Below are 20,330 nucleotides of genomic sequence, written 5' to 3'. Positions count from 1 at the left end.
CCACCACGAACAGGCCTACCATGACCCGTCGTGCCCAACTATCCCGGCGCCGTCAAGCGGCTGCTCGTCGGGCGGCCGGTGCGCAGCGAACGTCTGGGCGAGACCCTGCTGCCCAAACGGATCGCGCTGCCGGTCTTCGCCTCCGACGCACTGTCGTCCGTCGCCTACGCACCTGACGAAATCCTGCTCACGCTCGCGGCCGCCGGCCTGACGTCCTACGCGCTCTCGCCGTGGGTCGGTGTCTCCGTGGTCTTCGTCATGCTGATCGTGGTGGCCTCGTACCGGCAGAACGTGCACGCCTACCCCTCCGGCGGCGGCGACTACGAGGTGGCCACGGTCAACCTCGGCCCGATGGCCGGCGTCACCGTGGCCAGCGCCCTGCTGGTCGACTACGTGCTGACCGTGGCCGTGTCGATCTCCTCCGGCGCCCAGTACGCCGCCTCGGCCCTGCCCTTCCTGCGGGGGCACGAGGCCCTCCTCGCGGTGGCGGTGGTCGTGCTGCTGACCACCATCAACCTGCGCGGGGTGCGGGAGTCCGGCACCGCCTTCGCGATTCCCACCTACGTGTTCATGGTCTCGATCCTCGGCATGAGCGCCTGGGGCTTCGTCCGGTACTTCCTCGGCGACCTGCCCCTGGCCGAGAGCGCCGACCTGGTGCTGCGGCCCGAGACCCAGTTCGAGCAGGGTCTGGTCGGCCTGGGCGGCGGTTTCCTGCTGCTGCGGGCCTTCTCCTCGGGCTGCGCCGCGCTCACCGGGGTCGAGGCCATCAGCAACGGGGTGCCCGCGTTCAAGAAGCCCAAGAGCCGCAACGCCGCCACCACGCTGGCCCTGCTCGGCGGCATCGCGGTGGCCATGCTGATGTCCACGATCGTCCTGGCCCGGCTGATGCACGTGCGCTTCGCCGAGTTCCCGGCCGAGCAGCTGTTCCGCGACGGCCGGTCGGTCGGCGAGGACTACGTGCAGGACCCGGTGATCGGGCAGATCGCGGGCGCGCTCTTCGGTGGCTTCCCGCCGGCCTTCTACCTGGTCACGTTCGCCACCGGCCTGATCCTCATCCTCGCCGCGAACACCGCCTTCAACGGCTTCCCGGTACTCGGCTCGATCCTGGCCAAGGACGACCTGCTGCCGCGCCAGCTGCACACCCGCGGCGACCGGCTGGCCTACAGCAACGGCATCGTCGCGCTCGCGGTCGGCGCCTGCCTGCTCATCCTGGCCTTCGACGCGCAGGTCACCCGGCTGATCCAGCTCTACATCGTGGGCGTCTTCATCTCCTTCACCGTCAGCCAGACCGGCATGGTGCGGCACTGGACCCGGCTGCTGCGGCAGGAGACCGAGACGGCCGCCCGGCGCAAGATGCAGCAGTCCCGCGTGATCAACGCGATCGGCGTGACCATCACCGGCAGCGTGCTGGTGGTGGTGCTCATCACCAAGTTCACCCGCGGCGCCTACCTGGCCCTGATCTTCATGGCCCTGCTCTTCGTGCTGATGCTGGCCATCCGCCGGCACTACCGTTCGGTGAGCGCGGAACTGGCCGAGGAGGACGACGCCCGCGGGCGCATGCTGCCCTCCCGGGTGCACGCCATCGTGCTGGTCTCCAAGCTGCACAAGCCGACGATGCGGGCCCTGGCCTACGCCCGGGCCTCGCGGCCGTCGTTGCTGGAGGCCGTGACCGTCAACGTCGACGGGGACGAGACCCGGCGTCTGCAGGACGAGTGGGAGCGCCGCGACATCCCGGTGCCGCTGCGGGCCCTGGACTCCCCGTACCGTGAGATCACCCGCCCGGTGCTGAATTACGTGCGCAGCGTGCGCCGGGAGAGCCCGCGCGACCTGGTGGTCGTCTACGTGCCCGAGTACGTGGTCGGACGCTGGTGGGAGCAGTTGCTGCACAACCAGAGCGCGCTGCGGCTGAAGGGCGGGCTGCACTTCATGCCCGGCGTGATCGTGGCCAGCGTGCCGTGGCAGCTGAGGTCGTCGCGGCACCGGCTGGGAGAACTGCGCCGGGGCGCACCCGGTGACGCGCGTCGGGGCGCGGTGCCGCCGCACGGGGAACAGCTTGAACCGAACACGAAGGAGCAGGATGCCTGAGGGCCCGACGGGGGACGGCGAACGCCGCCCCGCCACACCGGACACCACCCGGGACCAGAACGGTCCCGGACTGGTCACCGACGAGCTCATCCAGCTCGAGATCGGTCCGGTCGCCCACGGCGGCCACTGCGTGGCCCGCTACGACGGACGGGTGGTCTTCGTGCGCCACGCGCTGCCCGGTGAGGTGGTGCTGGCCCGGCTGACCGAGTCCGCCCCCGACGCCAAGTTCTGGCGCGCCGACGCGGTCGAGGCGATCGAGCCCTCGCCCGACCGGGTGACGGCGCCGTGCCCGGTGTCCGGGCCGGGCCTGTGCGGTGGCTGCGACTGGCAGCACGCCGACCTGGACGCCCAGCGCCGGATGAAGGGTGACGTGGTCGCCGAGCAGCTGCGCCGCATCGCCAAGCTCGACCCGGCGCCCGCCGTGGTGGTCGAGGGTCCGGAGGGTGACGGCCTGGGCTGGCGCACCCGGGTGCGCTTCACCTCCGACACCGAGGGCCGTCCCGGCCTGCGCAGGCACCGCTCGCACGACGTGATCGCGGTGAAGGAGTGCCTGATCGCGCACCCGGCCGCCGCGGAGCTCGGCGTCACCGGCGCCCGCTGGCCGAACACCCTGGCCGTCGAGGTGATCGCCCCCACCACCGGCACCCCGCTGGTCGTGGCCGAGGCGGTGGCCGGGCGGGCCGGCGACAAGCTGCGCCTGCCCCGGCTGCCGGCCGGCACCAACGTCGCCACCCGTGACACCGAGGGTCTGCACCAGGTCAAGGGTCGCACCTGGGTCACCGAGGAGGTGCTGGTCGGGGGCAAGGTGCGTCCGTTCCGGGTGACCGGCACCGGCTTCTGGCAGGTGCATCCGGCCGCCGCGCAGACCCTGCTCGACGCCGTGCTGGAAGCAGCGCAGGCTCAGCCGGGCGAGCGCACGCTGGACCTGTACGGCGGTGTCGGCCTGTTCGCGGCCGGGCTGGCCGACCAGGTCGGCGTCACGGGCAGCGTGATCCTCGTCGAGGGGGACACCCGCGCCGCGTCCGACGCCCGCCGCGGGCTGCACGACCTCGGGCAGGTGCGCGTGGAGGCCGGTTCGGTGTCCCGCGTGCTGCCCCGCCTGGCCGCGCAGGGTGGTCCCCTGACACCCGAGGGGGAGCAGGGGACGCGTGGGGGAGCCGACGTCGTGGTGCTCGACCCGCCCCGGTCGGGTGCGGGCAGGGAAGTGATCGCCCAGATCGTGGCCCTGGCCCCGCGGGTGGTCGTCTACGTGGCCTGCGACCCGGCCGCGCTCGCCCGTGACCTGGCCACGGCCGATGCCGCCGGGTACGAGCTGAAGGGCATCCGGGCGTTCGACCTGTTCCCGATGACCCATCACGTGGAGTGCGTGGCCGTGCTGGTGCCGAAGGGCGAGCGTCCCGTGGCGAAGGACCTGCCGGTGGCGGTCGAGCGCCCGGTGCGCACGGGCCGCCCCGACCGCCCCAACCGCCGACCCGAACGACCGGGCCGGCGACCCGAGCGCCGGGGCTGACCCGCGTCCCTCATTTATTTTTGTTCGTGATCAGGCAAAGTCTCCCCGGCGTTCCAGAACTCTGCGCGTAAGAGTTCTAGAACGCCGGGGAACTTTTGCATGATCACGAACAGAGGACGCGGGGACGCCCGGCTCGCGGGGCCGCGGAGATCACGGAGATCACGGAGATCACGGAGATCACGGGGCGGCCCGGAAGCTCCCGCGCGTCAACCTGCACCCCGGCTCTTGACGGGGCACCCTCGAGTTAGGTTCGGCTAACTATCTTGACGTCGAGATACTTTAGTATGGTGCCTGGGGAAACGACGATCTACGACGATCTAAGGAGCTCTCGTTGAGCAGTGACAGCCTCGACAGCTTTGGCGCCCGCGGCGAGCTCTCGGCCGGGGACGCGAGCTACGACATCTTCCGGCTCTCGGCCGTGCCCGGTGCCGCCGGGCTGCCGTTCAGCCTCAAGGTCCTGCTGGAGAACCTCCTGCGGACCGAGGACGGCGCGAACATCACCGCGGACCACATCCGGGCCCTGGCCGGCTGGGACCCGAACGCGAACCCGGACACCGAGATCCAGTTCACCCCGGCCCGCGTGATCATGCAGGACTTCACCGGTGTGCCCTGCATCGTCGACCTGGCCACGATGCGTGAGGCCGTCGCCGACCTGGGTGGCGACCCGGCGAAGATCAACCCGCTGGCCCCGGCCGAGATGGTGATCGACCACTCGGTGATCGCCGACGTGTTCGGCCGCTCCGACGCGTTCGAGAAGAACGTCGACCTGGAGTACCAGCGCAACGGTGAGCGCTACCAGTTCCTGCGCTGGGGGCAGACGGCCTTCGACGACTTCAAGGTGGTGCCCCCGGGTACCGGCATCGTGCACCAGGTCAACATCGAGCACCTGGCGCGGGTCATCTTCGAGCGGGACGGCATCGCCTACCCCGACACCTGCGTGGGCACCGACTCGCACACCACGATGGTCAACGGCATCGGCGTGCTGGGCTGGGGCGTGGGCGGTATCGAGGCCGAGGCCGCGATGCTGGGCCAGCCGGTGAGCATGCTCATCCCGCGCGTGGTCGGTTTCAGGCTGAGTGGCGAGATCCCGGCCGGCGTGACCGCCACCGACGTGGTGCTGACGATCACCGAGCAGCTGCGCAAGCACGGTGTGGTGGGCAAGTTCGTCGAGTTCTACGGCGAGGGCGTCGGCGCCGTGCCGCTGGCCAACCGGGCCACGATCGGCAACATGAGCCCCGAGTTCGGTTCCACCTGCGCGATCTTCCCGATCGACGAGGTCACGCTCGACTACCTGCGCCTGACCGGCCGCAGCGACCAGCAGGTGGCGCTGGTCGAGGCGTACACCAAGGAGCAGGGTCTGTGGCACGACCCCTCGACCGAGGCCAAGTACTCCGAGTACCTCGAGCTCGACCTGTCCACGGTGGTCCCCAGCATCGCCGGGCCGAAGCGCCCGCAGGACCGCATCGAGCTGTCGCACGCGAAGAAGTCTTTCCGCGGAACGATTCTCGACTACGTGACGCAGGAGGGTCCGCAGGACGAGGCCCTGGTCGAGTCGTTCCCGGCCAGTGACTCGCCGACGGCCTCGGAGTCGACCGCGGCCGACGAGCCGGCCGCGCCGCACGAGTCGAACGGCCGCCCGCACCAGCGGGTCCCGATCACCATGGCCGACGGCACGAAGACCGAGCTGGACCACGGCCACGTGGCCATCGCGGCCATCACCTCCTGTACCAACACCTCGAACCCCTCGGTGATGGTGGCGGCGGCGCTGCTGGCGAAGAACGCCGTGGAGCGCGGTCTCTCGGTGAAGCCGTGGGTGAAGACCACGATGGCGCCGGGTTCCAAGGTGGTGATGGACTACTACGCCAGGGCCGGCCTGACGCCGTACCTGGAGAAGCTCGGTTACCACCTGGTCGGCTACGGCTGCGTGACCTGTATCGGTAACTCCGGCCCGCTGCCCGAAGAGGTTTCGGCCGCGGTGCAGGAGAACGACCTCTCGGTGGTCTCGGTGCTCTCGGGCAACCGGAACTTCGAGGGCCGGATCAACCCGGACATCAAGATGAACTACCTCGCCTCGCCGCCCCTGGTGATCGCGTACGCGCTGGCCGGCACCATGGACTGGGACCCGGCGACGGACCCGATCGGCACCGGCGGCAACGGCGAGGACGTGTTCCTGGCCGACATCTGGCCGAGCGCGCAGGACGTCGCCGCCGTGGTCGAGAACTCCATCACCAAGGACATGTTCGTCGGGGACTACGCCGACGTGTTCGCCGGGGACGAGCGCTGGAAGTCGCTGCCCACGCCCGAGGGCGGCACGTTCGCCTGGGACGCCGAGTCGACGTACGTGCGCAAGCCCCCGTACTTCGAGGGTATGCAGAGCACGCCCGCGCCCGTGACAGACATCGAGAACGCCCGGGTGCTGGCCAAACTGGGCGATTCGGTGACCACCGACCACATCAGCCCGGCGAGCTCGATCAAGGTGGACTCGCCCGCGGGCATCTACCTGGCCGAGCACGGTGTGGCCCGGAAGGACTTCAACTCCTACGGTTCCCGTCGCGGTAACCACGAGGTGATGATCCGTGGCACGTTCGCGAACATCCGGCTGCGCAACCAGCTGCTGGACGGCGTCGAGGGCGGCTTCACCCGGAACTTCCTGGCCGGGGGCGAGCAGACCACGATCTACGACGCGGCCCAGGCCTACGCGGCCGCCGGGGTGCCGCTGGTCGTGCTGGCGGGCAAGGAGTACGGCTCGGGTTCCAGCCGGGACTGGGCCGCCAAGGGCACCAGCCTGCTCGGCGTCCGCGCCGTCATCACCGAGAGCTTCGAGCGGATCCACCGCTCGAACCTGATCGGCATGGGTGTTCTGCCGCTGCAGTTCCCGGCCGGCGAGAACGCCGGGTCACTGGGCCTGGACGGCACCGAGACCTTCGCGATCGCCGGGGTGACCGAGCTCAACAACGGCACCACCCCGTCCACCGTGAAGGTCACCGCCACCAGGGAGGACGGCTCCACGGTCGAGTTCGACGCGGTCGTCCGCATCGACACGCCCGGTGAGGCCGACTACTACCGCAACGGCGGCATCCTCCAGTACGTGCTGCGGTCACTCGTCGCGTAGCTCCCGCTCGTCACACAGAGCTACCGGGCCCGCCCGGGTTCCCTCCATGTGGGGGAACCCGGGCGGGCCCCGTGTGTTTGGGCCGCAAGTCCCGCGTCCGGCCTGCCGATGTGGCGTTCGCAGATGACTTCGAGCGATCAGTGGCTCTGGCGTTACCGACCTGTAATGACGCAGGCCACATCCGGCGCTGGCGCATCGGGGACCGACGTGCATATGTTGTGAGCGGCAACATATTCGCGTCAGGGCCGACGATGGGGTTCTGACGCGTGAGGAGTCGCCGTCGGGATCCCGCTGACCTGCGGGGTCCCCAGCTAGCACCGGCAGAGTTGCCGGTGCGGAGGAGGACCACAGCACATGCGCAAGCACCTCTTTGCGGCCCTTTCGGTCGGTACCGCCGGCATTCTGGCCCTCTCGGCCTGTGGCGGCGGTTCGTCCGACTCGTCGGGTTCCGGTGGTTCGGGCAGCACCAGCACGGCGAAGGGCAAGGTCGGCGTCATCCTTCCGGACGCCGCGTCCTCGGCCCGTTACGAGAGCATCGACCGCCCCGCTCTCAAGGCCGCCTTCGAGAAGGCCGGTGTCGACTACGACATCCAGAACGCCGGCGGCGACAAGAACAAGTTCCAGTCCATCGCCGAGGGCATGCTCTCCAGCGGTGTGACCGTCCTGCTCATCGACAGCCTCGACGACGCCAGCGGCACCGCGGCGATCAAGAAGGCTACGGACGCAGGCGTTCCCGTGATCGACTACGACCGCCTCACGCTGGGCGGCGGCGCCTCGTACTACGTCTCGTTCGACAACGTCGCGGTCGGCACGGCCATGGGCACCGCCCTGGTCTCGTGCATGCAGGCCAACGGCGACAAGACCGGCAACGTGGTCGAGCTGAACGGCGCGCCCACCGACAACAACGCCACCCTGTTCAAGCAGGGTTACGACAAGGTCGTCACCGACGCCGGTTACAAGGTCACCGACTCGCAGGCGGTGCCGGACTGGGACAACCAGAAGGCCGGCACGCTCTTCGAGCAGATCTACACCCAGCAGAAGGGTGACTTCGTCGGCGTCGCGGCCGCCAACGACGGTCTCGCGGGTGCGGTCGTGGCCCGTCTGGACACCGCCGGTGAGGCCGGCAAGATCCCGGTCACCGGCCAGGACGCCACCGACGAGGGCCTGCAGCGGGTGCTGCTCGGCACGCAGTGCGTGACGATCTTCAAGGACATCAAGAACAAGGAGGCCGTCTCGGCCGCCGACCTCGCCGTGGCGCTGACCAAGGGTGACACCTCGGCCGCGGACGCGCTGGCCACCGGCACCACCAAGGACACCAAGCTGAACAAGGACGTGAAGTCGGTTCTGCTGGTGCCCGAGGCGATCACCGCGGACAAGGTGAAGGACGTGATCTCGGCCGGTCAGACCACCGTCGCGAAGCTCTGCACCACCGCGGAGCTGAAGAAGGCCTGCACGGAGAACGGCGTCTCCTGACGTCTTCGGTTCCACGGGTTCCCGGGCCGGGTATCCGGCCCGGGAACCCGGCCTTCATCACCCGGCTGCGGTAGGAGCGACCAGATGACAGAGAACACCCAGAACGCAGGCGGGGAGCCGATACTCAGCCTGCGGGGAATCAACAAGAGCTTCGGTGCGGTGCACGTGCTCAAGGACGTCGGCCTGGACGCCTGGGCGGGCAAGGTGACCGCGCTGGTCGGTGACAACGGGGCGGGCAAGTCGACCTTTGTCAAGGGCATCGCCGGCATCTACGCCTTCGACTCCGGTGAATACCGTTTCGAGGGGAAGACCGTGACGGTCAACCACCCGAAACAGTCGGCGGCGCTGGGCATCGAGGTCGTGTACCAGGACCTCGCGCTGTGCGACAACCTGGACGTGGTGCAGAACATGTTCCTCGGCCGGGAGATGCGCTCGGGGCTCACCCTGAACGAGACGGCGATGGAACGGCGGGCCCAGGAGACCCTGGCCGGCCTGTCCGTGCGCACGCTGAAGTCGGTGCGGCAGAAGGTCTCCAGCCTCTCCGGAGGTCAGCGGCAGACCGTCGCGATCGCCAAGTCGGTGCTGTGGAACAGCAAGCTGGTGATCCTCGACGAGCCCACCGCGGCCCTCGGCGTGGCGCAGACCGAGCAGGTGCTGCAGCTGGTGCGGCGGCTGGCCGACAACGGCCTGGCCGTGATCCTGATCTCGCACAACATGAATGATGTGCTGCGCGTCGCGGACAGCGTCTGCGCCCTGTATCTGGGCCGCACCGCCGCCCAGATCGACGCCCGGTCCACGAGCACCACCCAGATCGTCGAGCTCATCACATCCGGTCGCAGTGGCGACCTCGGGCTGCCGCCCGCGCTCGCCCAGGAGGCTGTCGCATGACCACCGGAACCGCAGCCCCGAGCCGGCCGTCCGCGCCCCGGCGGCCGGAGGACAGCATCGGCGGAACCGTCCAGGCCTACGTCGACAAACTTCGTGGTGGCGACGTCGGTTCTCTCCCGGCCATTCTCGGGTTCATCGCGCTGGTGATCTTCTTCTCCGCGATGCGGCCCGACAGCTTCGCCTCCACCCGGAACGCCGCGAACCTGCTCAACCAGGCCGCCCCGGTCATCTTCATCGCGATGGGCCTGATCTTCGTCCTGCTGCTGGGCGAGATCGACCTGGCCGCCGGTTTCACCTCCGGCGTCGGCGCCGCCGTGCTCGTGGTGCTGATGACCAACCACGGCGTGGCCTGGCCGGTCGCCGTGATCGCCTGCGTGGCGACCGGTCTGGTCATCGGCTCGGTGATGGGCGCCCTGGTGGCCCAGCTCAACATCCCCTCGTTCGTGGTCACCCTGGCCTTCTTCCTGGCCCTGCAGGGTGTGCTGCTGCTCGTGGTCGGTGAGGGCGGCACGATCAGCCTCACCAACGAGACGATCCTGGCGATCATGAACAAGAACCTCAGCCCGGCCCTCGGCTGGGTGCTCACCGTGCTGGTCGTCGGCGGGTACGCCGCGATCGCGGTGCTCGGTTCGATCTCCCGCCGTAAGGCCGACCTGCCCGTCACCAGCACCTCGGTGACCGCGGCGAAGGTCGGTGCGCTCGCGGTGATCATGGTCGCGGTGACGATCCTGTTCAACCAGGAGCGGGCGGTGAACCCGGCGATCAAGTCGCTCAAGGGCCTGCCGCTGATCGTCCCGGTCACCCTGGTGTTCCTGCTGGTGCTGACCTTCCTGCTGGGCCGCACCGCGTTCGGCCGGCACGTCTACGCGGTCGGCGGCAACGCCGAGGCGGCCCGGCGTGCGGGTATCAACGTGCCGATGATCAAGATCGTCTGCTTCGCCATCGGCTCGGTGCTCGCCGCCTTCGGCGGTGTGCTGTTCGCCTCGTACAACAACGGTGTCTCGCCCACCACCGGTGGTTCCTCGACGCTGCTGTACGCGGTCGGTGCCGCGGTCATCGGTGGTACCTCGCTGTTCGGCGGCAAGGGCCGGATCATCGACGCCATCCTCGGTGGCCTGGTGGTCGCGGTGATCCAGAACGGCCTTCCACTGATTACCCAGAAGTCTGGTATTCAGTTCATCGTGACCGGAGCCGTTCTTCTTCTCGCCGCCAGTGTCGATGCCCTGTCCCGACGGCGGTCAGCCGCGACCGGCAGGTGACGACCCGCCTTCCCGTCGGTCTGACCGGGGAGGCCCCGGACGTCCGCCGGCACAACCTGTCCCAGTTGCTGCGGCTGCTGCACCTGGGCGGCCCGATGCGACGGGCCCGGCTCACCGACCTGACCGGGCTCAACCGCAGCACGGTGGCCGGGCTGGTGGCCGAGCTGGCCACCCTCGGCGCCGTGCTGGAGGAACCCGGCGACGGCCGCAAGGGCAAGGCCGGCCGGCCGTCCGCGGTGGTCCGCACCCGCCCGGAGACGGTGCAGGTGCTGGCCGCGGACATCGCGATCGGCCGGGTCTCGATGGCTCTCATCGGTCTGGGCGGTGTGGTGGTGGCCCGGCGCAGCCGGCAGTTCTCCGACGGTTCCGCCCGCACGGTGGCCCGGCTGCTCGCCTCCCTGGCCCGGGAGCTGCTGTCCGGCCCCCGGGCGGGCCGGCACGTGCTCTCCCTGGGCGTCGCGGTGCCCGGGGTGGTGCGGGGACGGGACGGCAACGTGCGGTTCGCGCCCAACCTCGGCTGGGAGGACCAGCCCCTGGGTGAACTGCTGGACGAGGCACTCGCCGAGAAGGGCGTCGACGACCTGCGCGTCGGCCTGGCCAACGACGGTGACCTGGGTGTGCTCGCCGAGCACCAGCGCGGCGTGGCCCGCGGCTACGACGACGTGGTGTTCGTCGAGGGCGAGACCGGTGTCGGTTGCGGTGTGATCAGCGGCGGTCTGCCGCTGGCCGGATCCGGCGGGTACGCCGGTGAGCTCGGCCACATCACGGTCCGGCGCGGTGGCCGGCGGTGCCGCTGCGGTGCGCGGGGGTGCTGGGAGACCGAGATCGGGGCCGGTTCGATGGCTCGCGCCCTCGGTCTGCGGGAGGACGCCGACGAGGGCGAGGTGGGTGTGCTGCTGCGGTCCGGCGGCGCGGCGCTGGCCTCACGGCTGGACGAGGTGGCCGACTACCTCGGCATCGGCCTGGGCAATGTGGTGAACGTGTTCAACCCGCAGCTCGTCGTGCTCGGCGGTCTGCTGCAGGACCTCTACCCGCTGGTGGCGGACCGGGTGAGGGATGTGCTCGGGGAGACCGCGCTGCGGGCCCCGATGGAGCAGGTGCGGCTGGTGCTGCCCGAGCTCGGCCCGGACGCGGTGCTGCTCGGCGCGGGGGAGTACGCCTGGCAGGGGATCCTCGCCGACCCGGTGGCGGCCCTGTCGTGAGGCCCCCCGGGATCTCTGTCCGTGATCGTGCGAACCTTCCCCGGGAAAAGTTCGCATGATCACGAACCGAAATGGGCCGGTTCCGCCGGGCTGGCCGGACGCGGTCCGGCCCCCGGACACGACCGACTGGGAGCAGACCGCCTCGGCCTGGCTGCTCGACCTGTGCCCCGCCGACTTCCGCGGGTACGGCGTGCTGCGCCGCCAGCCCCTCGGCCTGGCCTGGCTGGCCTACCAGCACGTGGGGGCGCAGCGGCAGGCCCTGGCCCGGGGGCTGGGCCGGATCCGCACCGACCTCTCCCGCGACCTCCCGCCCGCCGCGCTGGACGACATGATCGAGGCCGTCGAGCACGAGCAGGCCCGGCTGATGGCGGCCTCGCGCGGGGTCGAGCTGATCGCGCGGGCGCTCCGCGGGGAGAGGTACATCCCGCGCCTGTGAGTGCCGTGACGGGTGCACAGGGTGATGGTGTGATCCGGTTGAATTACGAAAGTTTCGTGGATCTAATCCATTACGGGCACGGGTACGCAGCACGCCCCGCCGGGCGACCCTAGAATCGTGGTCGGGGCGGCGAACTCGTCAGCGGTTTTCGCCGTCCATCTGCACGTTCTGGATTCCTGGCAGCTGAGGAGATGCGTAGTCGATGGTGGCGCTCACGGACATCCACGGCCCGGACGACCTGCGAGCGCTCGATGCGACCCAGCTCACCGATCTGGCCCAGCAGATCCGGGCGTTCCTGATCCGCGAGGTCTCCCGCACCGGCGGCCACCTGGGCCCGAACCTGGGCGTCGTCGAGCTGACCCTGGCCGTGCACCGGGTGTTCGACTCCCCGAGCGATGCGATTGTGTTCGACACCGGGCACCAGTCGTACGTGCACAAGCTGATCACCGGCCGGCACGACTTCAGTGCGCTGAAGCGCCGGGGCGGCCTGTCCGGCTACCCCTCCCGTGCCGAGTCCGAGCATGACATCGTCGAGAGCAGCCACGCCTCCTCGTCCCTGTCCTGGGCCGACGGCCTGGCCAAGGCCAACCAGCTGACCGGTCGCGGCGACCGGCACGTGGTCGCGATCATCGGTGACGGTGCGCTGACGGGCGGCATGGCCTGGGAGGCGCTCAACAACATCGCCGTCGGCCAGGAGCGCAACCTGGTGATCGTGGTGAACGACAACGAGCGTTCCTACGCCCCGACCATCGGCGGCCTGTCCGAGCGGCTGGCCACGCTGCGCACCCTGAACAGCTACGAGAAGGTCCTCGACCTGGGCAAGTCGGTACTGCAGCGCGGGGGTACGCCGGGCCGGCTGGCCTACGGCACCCTGCACGGCATGAAGAAGGGGATCAAGGACATCGTGGCCCCGCAGGGCCTGTTCGAGGATCTCGGCATCAAGTACGTCGGCCCGGTCGACGGCCACGACCTGGAGGCGATGGAGTTCGCCCTGCAGCGGGCCAAGGGCTTCGGCGGCCCGGTCATCGTGCACGCGATCACCGAGAAGGGCCGCGGCTACGCCCCCGCGCGCAACGACGAGGCCGACCAGTTCCACGCCATCGGCATCATCGACCCGGAGACCGGTAAGCCGGTCAGCAGCAAGTCCGGCCAGAGCTGGACCAGCGTGTTCGCCGACGAGATCGTGAAGATCGCCGACGAGCGGCCCGACGTGGTCGGTATCACGGCCGCCATGCTGATCCCGGTCGGCCTGCACCGCTTCGCCGAGAAGTACCCCCAGCGCGTCTTCGACGTCGGCATCGCCGAGCAGCACGCCGTCACCAGCGCCGCCGGGATGGCCCGGGGCGGCCTGCACCCGGTCGTCGCGGTCTACGCCACGTTCCTCAACCGCGCCTTCGACCAGGTGCTGATGGACGTCGCGCTGCACCGCGAGGGCGTCACCTTCGTGCTCGACCGGGCCGGCATCACCGGTGACGACGGTGCCAGTCACAACGGCATGTGGGACCTGTCGCTGATGGGCCTGGTGCCGGGTATCCGGATCGCCGCCCCGCGCGACGCCGTGCGGCTGCGCGAGCTGCTGCGCGAGGCCGTCGCCGTCGAGGACGGCCCGACGGTGCTGCGGTTCCAGAAGGGGCAGATGGTAAACGAGGTGCCCACCACCGAGCGGATCGGCGGCATGGATCTGCTGCACCGGGAGGGCGACGAGGACGTGCTGGTCGTGGCCGTCGGCTCGATGACCGCCCTCGCGCTGTCCGTGGCCGAGGGGCTGAACCAGCAGGGCATCGGGGTCACCGTGGTCGACCCGCGCTGGGTGGTGCCGGTGAACGAGGCCCTGCCCACCCTCGCCGCGCGCCACCAGCTGGTGGTCGTGGTGGAGGACAACGGGGTGGCCGGCGGTATCGGCGCCCAGGTCGCCGCCGCGCTCGCCCAGGCCCGGGTGCCCACCGCGGTGCGCAGTTTCGGCATCCCGCAGGAGTTCCTCGACCACGCCAGCCGCACCCAGGTGCTGGAGCAGGTCGGCCTCACCGCGCAGGAGGTCTCCCGCGAGGTCGTGGAGCACTTCTCCCGGCAGTCCGAGCACGCGATGGCAGACGTCCCCCGCGCCTGATCGCGCCCAGAATCCCTCGTGATCATGCAAAATCTCCCCGGAGTTCTAGAACTGTGAGGCCAAGAGTTCTGGAACGCCGGGGAGGTTTTGCATGATCACGGAGAGGAAAATCGCGGAGGAGGCGGCTCCCTCACCGGGACGCGTGCCGGCCTCGGCGGTGCTGTTTCGGCACCGCCACCTCGTCGGCCGTCACCAGCAGGGGAATCTCCAGGCCCCGGTCGGGCTCGTCGGTGAGGTGCCAGGCGGCCTGCACGAAACCCGGGTCCATGTGCCGCAGGTCGTACCAGGCCCGCCGCCGGGTGGGGGAGGCCACGGCCCGCATGCCCACCCCGTCGCCCTCGGCCAGGTGCCGGCGCAGGGTGCGAGAGGTCAGCAGGGCCAGCACGTCACAGCCGCCGACCGGGCGGATCACCCCCTGGCGACCGTCCCGCGAGAGCCGGGCCGCCGCGAGAGCCCCCATCCGCTCGGTGTACTCGCGCAGGGAGGCCCAGGTCTGGAGTCCTGTGACCCCGACCTGCTCGGCCAGGGACGGCGCGAGCGGCACGCACCGGTCGGGCTCGTCGAGCAGGCCGTAGACGCCGTACCCGAGCTCCAGGGCCCCGCCGGGCAGCGTCTGCACCGCCCAGTCCGGGCCTAGATGGTCGACATGGCCGGGCGGCAGGGCGATCAGCCGCAGGGCGTCGCGGAAGGTGGCCGGGGCGTCGGCACCCAGATCGACGGCGACCCGGTGCAGCTGCAGCAGGGTGGCCACGCGGTGCCGGGCGGTCGCTCCCTCGGGCGCCTGGCCGCCGATGACCTGGCGGATCATCGACCAGGTGATCAGCACACCGTCGGCGTCGGGCACGAACACCCCGTCGTCGCCGGGCGTCAGGTCGATGTCGTCGATGACGCTCACGGCGAGTACGCAGCGGCGCAGCGAGGTTCCGTCTGTTCCGATGACGTCGGGCATGATGCCCACCGTAATAGCGGAGAGTGCCATCGAAGCCACCAGAAGCCGGTCTGAGGCCCAATCGTAAACGCTGTGTACCCGTGCGTCGGAAAATCCTTACTAGCCGCGCACCCAAGGTGACAGATCGTGCGTCCCTCATGGAACCCGCCGTGATTATGCAAACCTTCCCCGGGGAAGGTTTGCATAATCACGAACTGGGTGACGGGCTCAAACAGGCAGCGTCGACTCACCCGCCGGCAGGAACCGCCGGCCCAGCACGCGCTCGCTGTAGCCCTCGCGGTCCAGGTACGGCGTGATGCCGCCCAGGTGGAACGGCCAGCCGGCGCCCATGATCATGCACAGGTCGAGGTCCTGCGGGTGCCGGACCACGCCCTCGTCGAGCATCAGCCCGATCTCCTGGGTGATCGCGACCAGGGTGCGCTCGCGGATCTCCTCCCCGCTCGAGGCCCGCGAACCGGTCTCGAACAGCGCGGCAGTCTCCTCGTCCACAAATGGCCGGCCGGAAGAGTCGTACGACCAGATCGCCGGCTTGCCCGCCGCGACCAGCCGGCCCAGGTTCTCCGACACCCCGAAGCGGTCGGGGAAGGCGCCGTGCAGGGTCTGCGACACGTGCAGGGCGATCGCCGGGCCCACCAGGTTGAGCAGCAGGAACGGCGACATCGGCAGGCCGAGCGGGGCCAGCGCGTCGTCGGCCACGTGCAGGTCGCTGCCCTCGTCGACGGCCGTGACCACCTCGCCCATCATCCGGGTGAGCAGCCGGTTGACGATGAACGCGGGGGCGTCCTCGGCCAGTACGCAGGTCTTCTTCAGGGCCTTGCCGAGCTGGAACACCGTGGCCAGCGTGGCGTCGTCGGTCTTGCTCGCCTTCACCACCTCGACCAGCGGCAGCACCGAGACCGGGTTGAAGAAGTGGAAACCCGCTACCCGCTCGGGGTGCTCGAGGTCGGCGGCCATGTCCGACACCGACAGGGACGAGGTGTTGGTGAGCAGCACACAGGTCTCGGGCACCACGGCCTCGAGTTCGGCGAGCACCTGCTTCTTCACGGCGAGGTCCTCGAACACCGCCTCGATCACCACGTCGGCCCCGGCGAACGCGGCCTTGTCGGTGCTGCCCCGCACCAGGGCCTTCAGCCGGTTGCCCGCATCGGGGCTGAGGCGGCCCTTGAGCAGCAGCTTGTCGATCTCGTCGTGGACGTACTGCACGCCCTTGTCGACACGGGCCTGGTCGAGGTCGGTGAGGGTGACGGGCACCTTCAGCCGGCGCACGAACAGCAGCGCCAGCTGGCTGGCCATCAGCCCGGCGCCGACCACGCCGACCGACCCGACCTTGCGGGCCAGTGACTTGTCGGGAGCCCCGAAAGGCCGCTTGGCGCGCTTGTTCACCAGGTCGAAGGCGTACAGCCCGGCCCGCAGTTCCGGGCTGGTGGCCATGTCGGCCAGCGCCTCGTCCTCGGCCGCGAAGGCCTCGTCGCGGCTCGCGGTGCGGGCCCCGGCGACCAGCTCGATCGCCCGGTACGGCGCGGGGGCGGCACCACCGATCTTGGAGTCGGCGAACGCCCTGGCCTCGGCGCAGGCCGCGGCCCAGGTCGCCTCGGAGCGGTCCCCGGGCTCCCGGGCCACCGCGATCTCACCCCGCAGTACGGCCGACGCCCAGAACAGCGACTGCTCCAGGAAGTCGGCCGGCTCGAAGATCGCGTCGGCGATCCCGGCCTTGTACGCCTTGGGCCCGTTCAGCATGCGGTTGTTGCTGAGCGGGTTCTTGATGATCACCTCGAACGCGGCGGCCGGGCCGATCAGGTTCGGCAGCAGGTAGGTGCCGCCCCAGCCCGGGATCAGCCCGAGGAAGCACTCCGGCAGCGCCACGGCCGGTACCCCGCCCGAGATCGTGCGGTAGGTGCAGTGCAGGGCGATCTCCAGCCCACCGCCCAGTGCCGCGCCGTTCACGAAGGCGAACGAGGGCACCGGCAGCTCACCCAGGCGGCGGAACACGTCGTGCCCCAGCCGGGCCACCATCAGGGCCTCTTGGCGCGATCCGGAGCCCTTCATCAGGTTCAGGTCGGCGCCGGCGGCGAGGAAGAACGGCTTGCCGGTGACGGCGACGGCGACGATCTCGCCGTCCGCGGCCCTGCGCTGAACCACGGTGAGCGCCTCTTCGAGGCTGCGCAGCCCCCGCAACCCGAACGAGGTGGGACGCGTGTGGTCGAGTCCGTTGTCGAGCGTGATGAGGACGAGGGTGCCGGCGTCGCCGGGCAGGGCGATGTCGCGGGCCAGCGCCTGCGTCACCACCTCGTCCGGGGTTGCGGCCTCGGCCTTTTCGCGAAGAGTGGTCACGCCGCGGCCCCCTTGCCGTAATCGGAGTGGTGCGGGTTCTCCCAGATCACCGAACCACCCATGCCGATCCCGATGCACATCGTGGTGAGGCCGTACCGCACCTCCGGGTGTTCCTCGAAATGCCGCGCCAGCTGCGTCATCAGTCGCACCCCGGAGGCCGCCAGCGGGTGGCCCAGGGCGATCGCGCCGCCGTCCGGGTTGACCCGCGGGTCGTCGTCCTTGAGGCCGTAGAAGTCGAGGAAGCTCAGCACCTGCACGGCGAAGGCCTCGTTGATCTCGAACAGGCCGATGTCGTCGATCGTGAGACCGGCCAGCTTCAGGGCTCTTTCGGTGGCCGGCACCGGGCCGTAACCCATCACCTCGGGCTCGACGCCCTTGAACCCGTAGCTCACCAGGCGCATTTTCACCGGCAGGCCCAGCTCGGCCGCGGTCTCCGCGTCGGCCAGCAGACAGGCCGTGGCGCCGTCGTTCAGGCCGGCGGCGTTGCCCGCGGTGATGCGGCCGTGCGGGCGGAAGGGTGTCTTGAGACTCGCGAGTCCCTCGACGGTGGTGCCGGGACGCGGCGGCTCGTCGGCCACCGCCAGACCCCAGCCCTGCTCGGCGCTGCGCGTGGCCATCGGCACCAGATCGCGCTGGATCCGCCCGGCCTGGTACGCCGCCTGCACCTTGGCCTGGCTGGCCGCGGCGAACGCGTCGGCCCGCTCCTTGCTCAGGTGCGGGAACCGGTCGTGCAGGTTCTCCGCGGTCTCGCCCATCACCAGCGACGCCGGGTCGACGATCTTCTCCGACAGGAAACGCGGGTTCGGGTCGACGCCCTCGCCCATCGGGTGGTGTCCCATGTGCTCCACCCCACCCGCGATCACCACGTCGTACGCACCGAAGGCGATACCCGAGGCGGAGGTGGTGACGGCGGTCATGGCCCCCGCGCACATCCGGTCGATCGCGTAGCCGGGCACGCTCCTGGGCAGTCCGGACAGCAGCGCCGCGGTGCGGCCGATGGTCAGCCCCTGGTCGCCGGTCTGCGTGGTGGCCGCGACGGCCACCTCGTCGACCTTCTCCGGGGGTAGCTCGGGATGCCGTCTGAGCAGTTCCCGGATGCAGCGCACGACCAGGTCGTCGGCGCGGGTCTGGGCGTAGATCCCCTTTTCACCGGCCTTGCCGAAAGGGGTGCGGACGCCGTCGACGAAGACGACATCTCTGGAAGTGCCGGGCACGTGACCTCCCCAGAATCATGAGCCGGCTCAGCTGCCGCCGGCGTTGGCGTAACCACCTGAATGCTACTCGCTAGTAACAGTAGGCGTGAAACCTCTCCGTCACCCGTTGTGAAGAGATTGCCCCGTCGGAGGAGACGTTACGCGTTCCCCTGTTCGTGATCATGCAAAAGGTCCCCGGACCGAATCGTCGGTCCGGGGACACTTCGCAGGATCACGAACGAAAAATTGAGGACGAGGTGGGCACCGACGCGGTTACGCCCTGGGGGAGTCCTCGGTCGGTTCCGGGGCCTGCGTGTGCAGGGCCTCGACCAGGCGATCGGTGATCAGGCCGATCTGCCAGGCCCGGGCGCCGGCGGTCTCCAGGCGGGCGCGCACGGCCCCCTCGGTGATCTCCGGGGGCGGCGTCCAGCTCAGCCGGCGCACGGTGTCGGGGGAGATCAGGTTCTCCACCGGCATGCCCAGCTCACCGGCCAGCTCGCTCATCGACGCCCGGCAGGCCGCCAGCCGCGCGGCCGCGGCGGCGTCGCGCTCGGCCCACACCCGCGGCGGGGGCGGGCCCTCGCTGGGCAGGTGCTGCGGCGGCAGGTCGGAGTCGGCGAGGGCCTTGGCGTGGGTCACGGCCTCGGTCCACTGACGGGCGTAGCGGCGGGCGCCACGGCCGTTGAAGGCGGGCAGGGCGATCAGGCCGCTCTGCGTCGTGGGCATGGCCAGGGCGGCCTCGATGATCGCGGCGTCGCCCAGCACGCGGCCGGGGGAGAGGTCGCGCTGGCGGGCGATCGCGTCACGGGTCTGCCAGAGCTCGCGCACGGCGGCCAGGCGACGACGGTCGCGCACCCGGTGCATGCCCGAGGTGCGGCGCCAGGGGTCGACCCGCGGGGCCGGCGGCGGGGTGGCGGCGACGGCCGCGAACTCCTCCATCGCCCAGTCCAGCTTGTTCTGGCGGGTCAGCTCGGCGCAGACCGCGTCGCGCAGGTCGACGAGCACCTCCACGTCGAGCGCGGCGTACCGCAGCCAGGGCTCGGGCAGCGGGCGGGTGCTCCAGTCGACGGCCGAGTGCTCCTTGGCCAGGCTCAGGCCGAGCATCTCCTCGACCATCGCGGCCAGGCCCACCCGGGGGTAGCCGGCCAGGCGGGCACCGAGCTCGGTGTCGAAGATCAGGCGGGGGCGCAGGCCCACGTCGTAGAGGCAGGGCAGGTCCTGGGAGGCCGCGTGCAACACCCACTCGGCGTCGACGATCGCGGCGTTGAGCCCGCTCAGGTCGGGCAGGGCCACCGGGTCGATGAGCGCGGTTCCCGCACCCTCGCGCCGCAGCTGCACCAGGAAGGCGCGCTGGCCGTACCGATGACCGGAGGCTCGCTCGGCATCCACCGCTACCGGACCGGTACCTGACGCGAAGGCGTCGATGACCTGGTTCAGGGTCGCGATGTCGCTGACTACCGGCGGAACACCGTCCCGGGGCATGTCGAGACGCTCCAGCACGCGCTCTGCCGCACGCTCGCTGTCGGGGCTACCGGCTGCCGGGGCGCCGTCCGGGGTCAATGAATCGCTCCTCCCTTCGTCAATCGACACAAACCCCACCGTAGCCTGCCGCCTGCCGGTGTCGCCTGTTCTACTGCGTCACGTGCAGTGTGCGATGCGACTCGCCAGTGGCGGATGGGGCCAATGGGCCCTGCCACGAGAGCCGGACGGGAGTCCGGCCGACGTTGTCAGGGTGCCACCGATCGGCGTCCGTGTCCGGGGCAGCGCCGGGCCGTTGCCAGAGCG

General features: G+C 70.3%; 13 protein-coding genes. 9 read left to right on the top strand and 4 right to left on the bottom strand.

Annotated features, from left to right (window positions below; genetic code table 11):
* Positions 1-30 precede the first annotated feature (30 nt).
* From LR393_RS23765 to dxs, 9 genes are all read left to right on the top strand, one after another.
* Complete coding sequence (locus LR393_RS23765) at positions 31-2,085, top strand: APC family permease (RefSeq protein ID WP_231486398.1); 2,055 nt, start codon at positions 31-33, stop codon at positions 2,083-2,085.
* On the top strand, positions 2,078-3,595 hold the full coding sequence (locus LR393_RS23760; protein ID WP_231486396.1) for a class I SAM-dependent RNA methyltransferase: 1,518 nt from the start codon (positions 2,078-2,080) through the stop codon (positions 3,593-3,595). Before LR393_RS23765 ends, LR393_RS23760 begins: the two co-directional genes overlap by 8 nt.
* A gap of 331 nt (positions 3,596-3,926) precedes the next feature.
* Positions 3,927-6,707 carry an aconitate hydratase AcnA gene (acnA, locus tag LR393_RS23755; RefSeq protein ID WP_231486394.1) on the top strand — a complete coding sequence of 927 codons (2,781 nt, stop codon included), beginning with the start codon at positions 3,927-3,929 and terminating at the stop codon, positions 6,705-6,707.
* 354 nt (positions 6,708-7,061) lie between these two features.
* Positions 7,062-8,180 (top strand): sugar ABC transporter substrate-binding protein, encoded by a 1,119-nt coding sequence (locus tag LR393_RS23750; RefSeq protein WP_231486385.1) that lies wholly within the window; start codon positions 7,062-7,064, stop codon positions 8,178-8,180.
* A gap of 84 nt (positions 8,181-8,264) precedes the next feature.
* The gene (locus tag LR393_RS23745; RefSeq protein ID WP_231486383.1) at positions 8,265-9,068 is read left to right on the top strand and encodes an ATP-binding cassette domain-containing protein; all 804 of its coding nucleotides are present in this window, start codon (positions 8,265-8,267) and stop codon (positions 9,066-9,068) included.
* Positions 9,065-10,327 (top strand): sugar ABC transporter permease, encoded by a 1,263-nt coding sequence (locus LR393_RS23740; RefSeq protein ID WP_231486371.1) that lies wholly within the window; start codon positions 9,065-9,067, stop codon positions 10,325-10,327. Before LR393_RS23745 ends, LR393_RS23740 begins: the two co-directional genes overlap by 4 nt.
* The gene (locus LR393_RS23735) at positions 10,324-11,529 is read left to right on the top strand and encodes an ROK family protein (RefSeq protein WP_231486370.1); all 1,206 of its coding nucleotides are present in this window, start codon (positions 10,324-10,326) and stop codon (positions 11,527-11,529) included. Before LR393_RS23740 ends, LR393_RS23735 begins: the two co-directional genes overlap by 4 nt.
* A gap of 55 nt (positions 11,530-11,584) precedes the next feature.
* Complete coding sequence (locus LR393_RS23730) at positions 11,585-11,965, top strand: hypothetical protein (RefSeq protein ID WP_231486369.1); 381 nt, start codon at positions 11,585-11,587, stop codon at positions 11,963-11,965.
* 202 nt (positions 11,966-12,167) lie between these two features.
* On the top strand, positions 12,168-14,072 hold the full coding sequence (gene dxs, locus LR393_RS23725; RefSeq protein WP_231486368.1) for a 1-deoxy-D-xylulose-5-phosphate synthase: 1,905 nt from the start codon (positions 12,168-12,170) through the stop codon (positions 14,070-14,072).
* A gap of 130 nt (positions 14,073-14,202) precedes the next feature.
* On the opposite strand, the gene LR393_RS23720 is transcribed toward dxs, so the two are convergent.
* The 4 genes from LR393_RS23720 to LR393_RS23705 all read right to left on the bottom strand — a co-directional run bounded on the left by LR393_RS23720 (position 14,203) and on the right by LR393_RS23705 (position 20,027).
* Positions 14,203-15,021 carry a hypothetical protein gene (locus tag LR393_RS23720; RefSeq protein WP_231486367.1) on the bottom strand — a complete coding sequence of 273 codons (819 nt, stop codon included), beginning with the start codon at positions 15,019-15,021 and terminating at the stop codon, positions 14,203-14,205.
* Between the two features lie 207 nt (positions 15,022-15,228).
* Positions 15,229-17,352 (bottom strand): 3-hydroxyacyl-CoA dehydrogenase NAD-binding domain-containing protein, encoded by a 2,124-nt coding sequence (locus LR393_RS23715; protein ID WP_231486366.1) that lies wholly within the window; start codon positions 17,350-17,352, stop codon positions 15,229-15,231.
* Complete coding sequence (locus LR393_RS23710) at positions 17,349-18,566, bottom strand: thiolase family protein (RefSeq protein ID WP_231486365.1); 1,218 nt, start codon at positions 18,564-18,566, stop codon at positions 17,349-17,351. The genes LR393_RS23715 and LR393_RS23710 overlap by 4 nt, the downstream gene beginning before the upstream one ends.
* A 252-nt stretch (positions 18,567-18,818) precedes the next feature.
* Positions 18,819-20,027, bottom strand: a complete 1,209-nt coding sequence (locus tag LR393_RS23705) for an HRDC domain-containing protein (RefSeq protein WP_345718931.1) — start codon at positions 20,025-20,027, stop codon at positions 18,819-18,821.
* Positions 20,028-20,330 lie beyond the last annotated feature (303 nt).

The sequence above is a fragment of the Kineosporia mesophila genome, from assembly GCF_021129235.1.
Classification (GTDB): Bacteria; Actinomycetota; Actinomycetes; order Actinomycetales; family Kineosporiaceae; genus Kineosporia; species Kineosporia mesophila.
The sequence above is the reverse complement of the archived record's forward strand: the minus strand, read 5'-3'. Positions and strand labels throughout refer to the sequence as shown.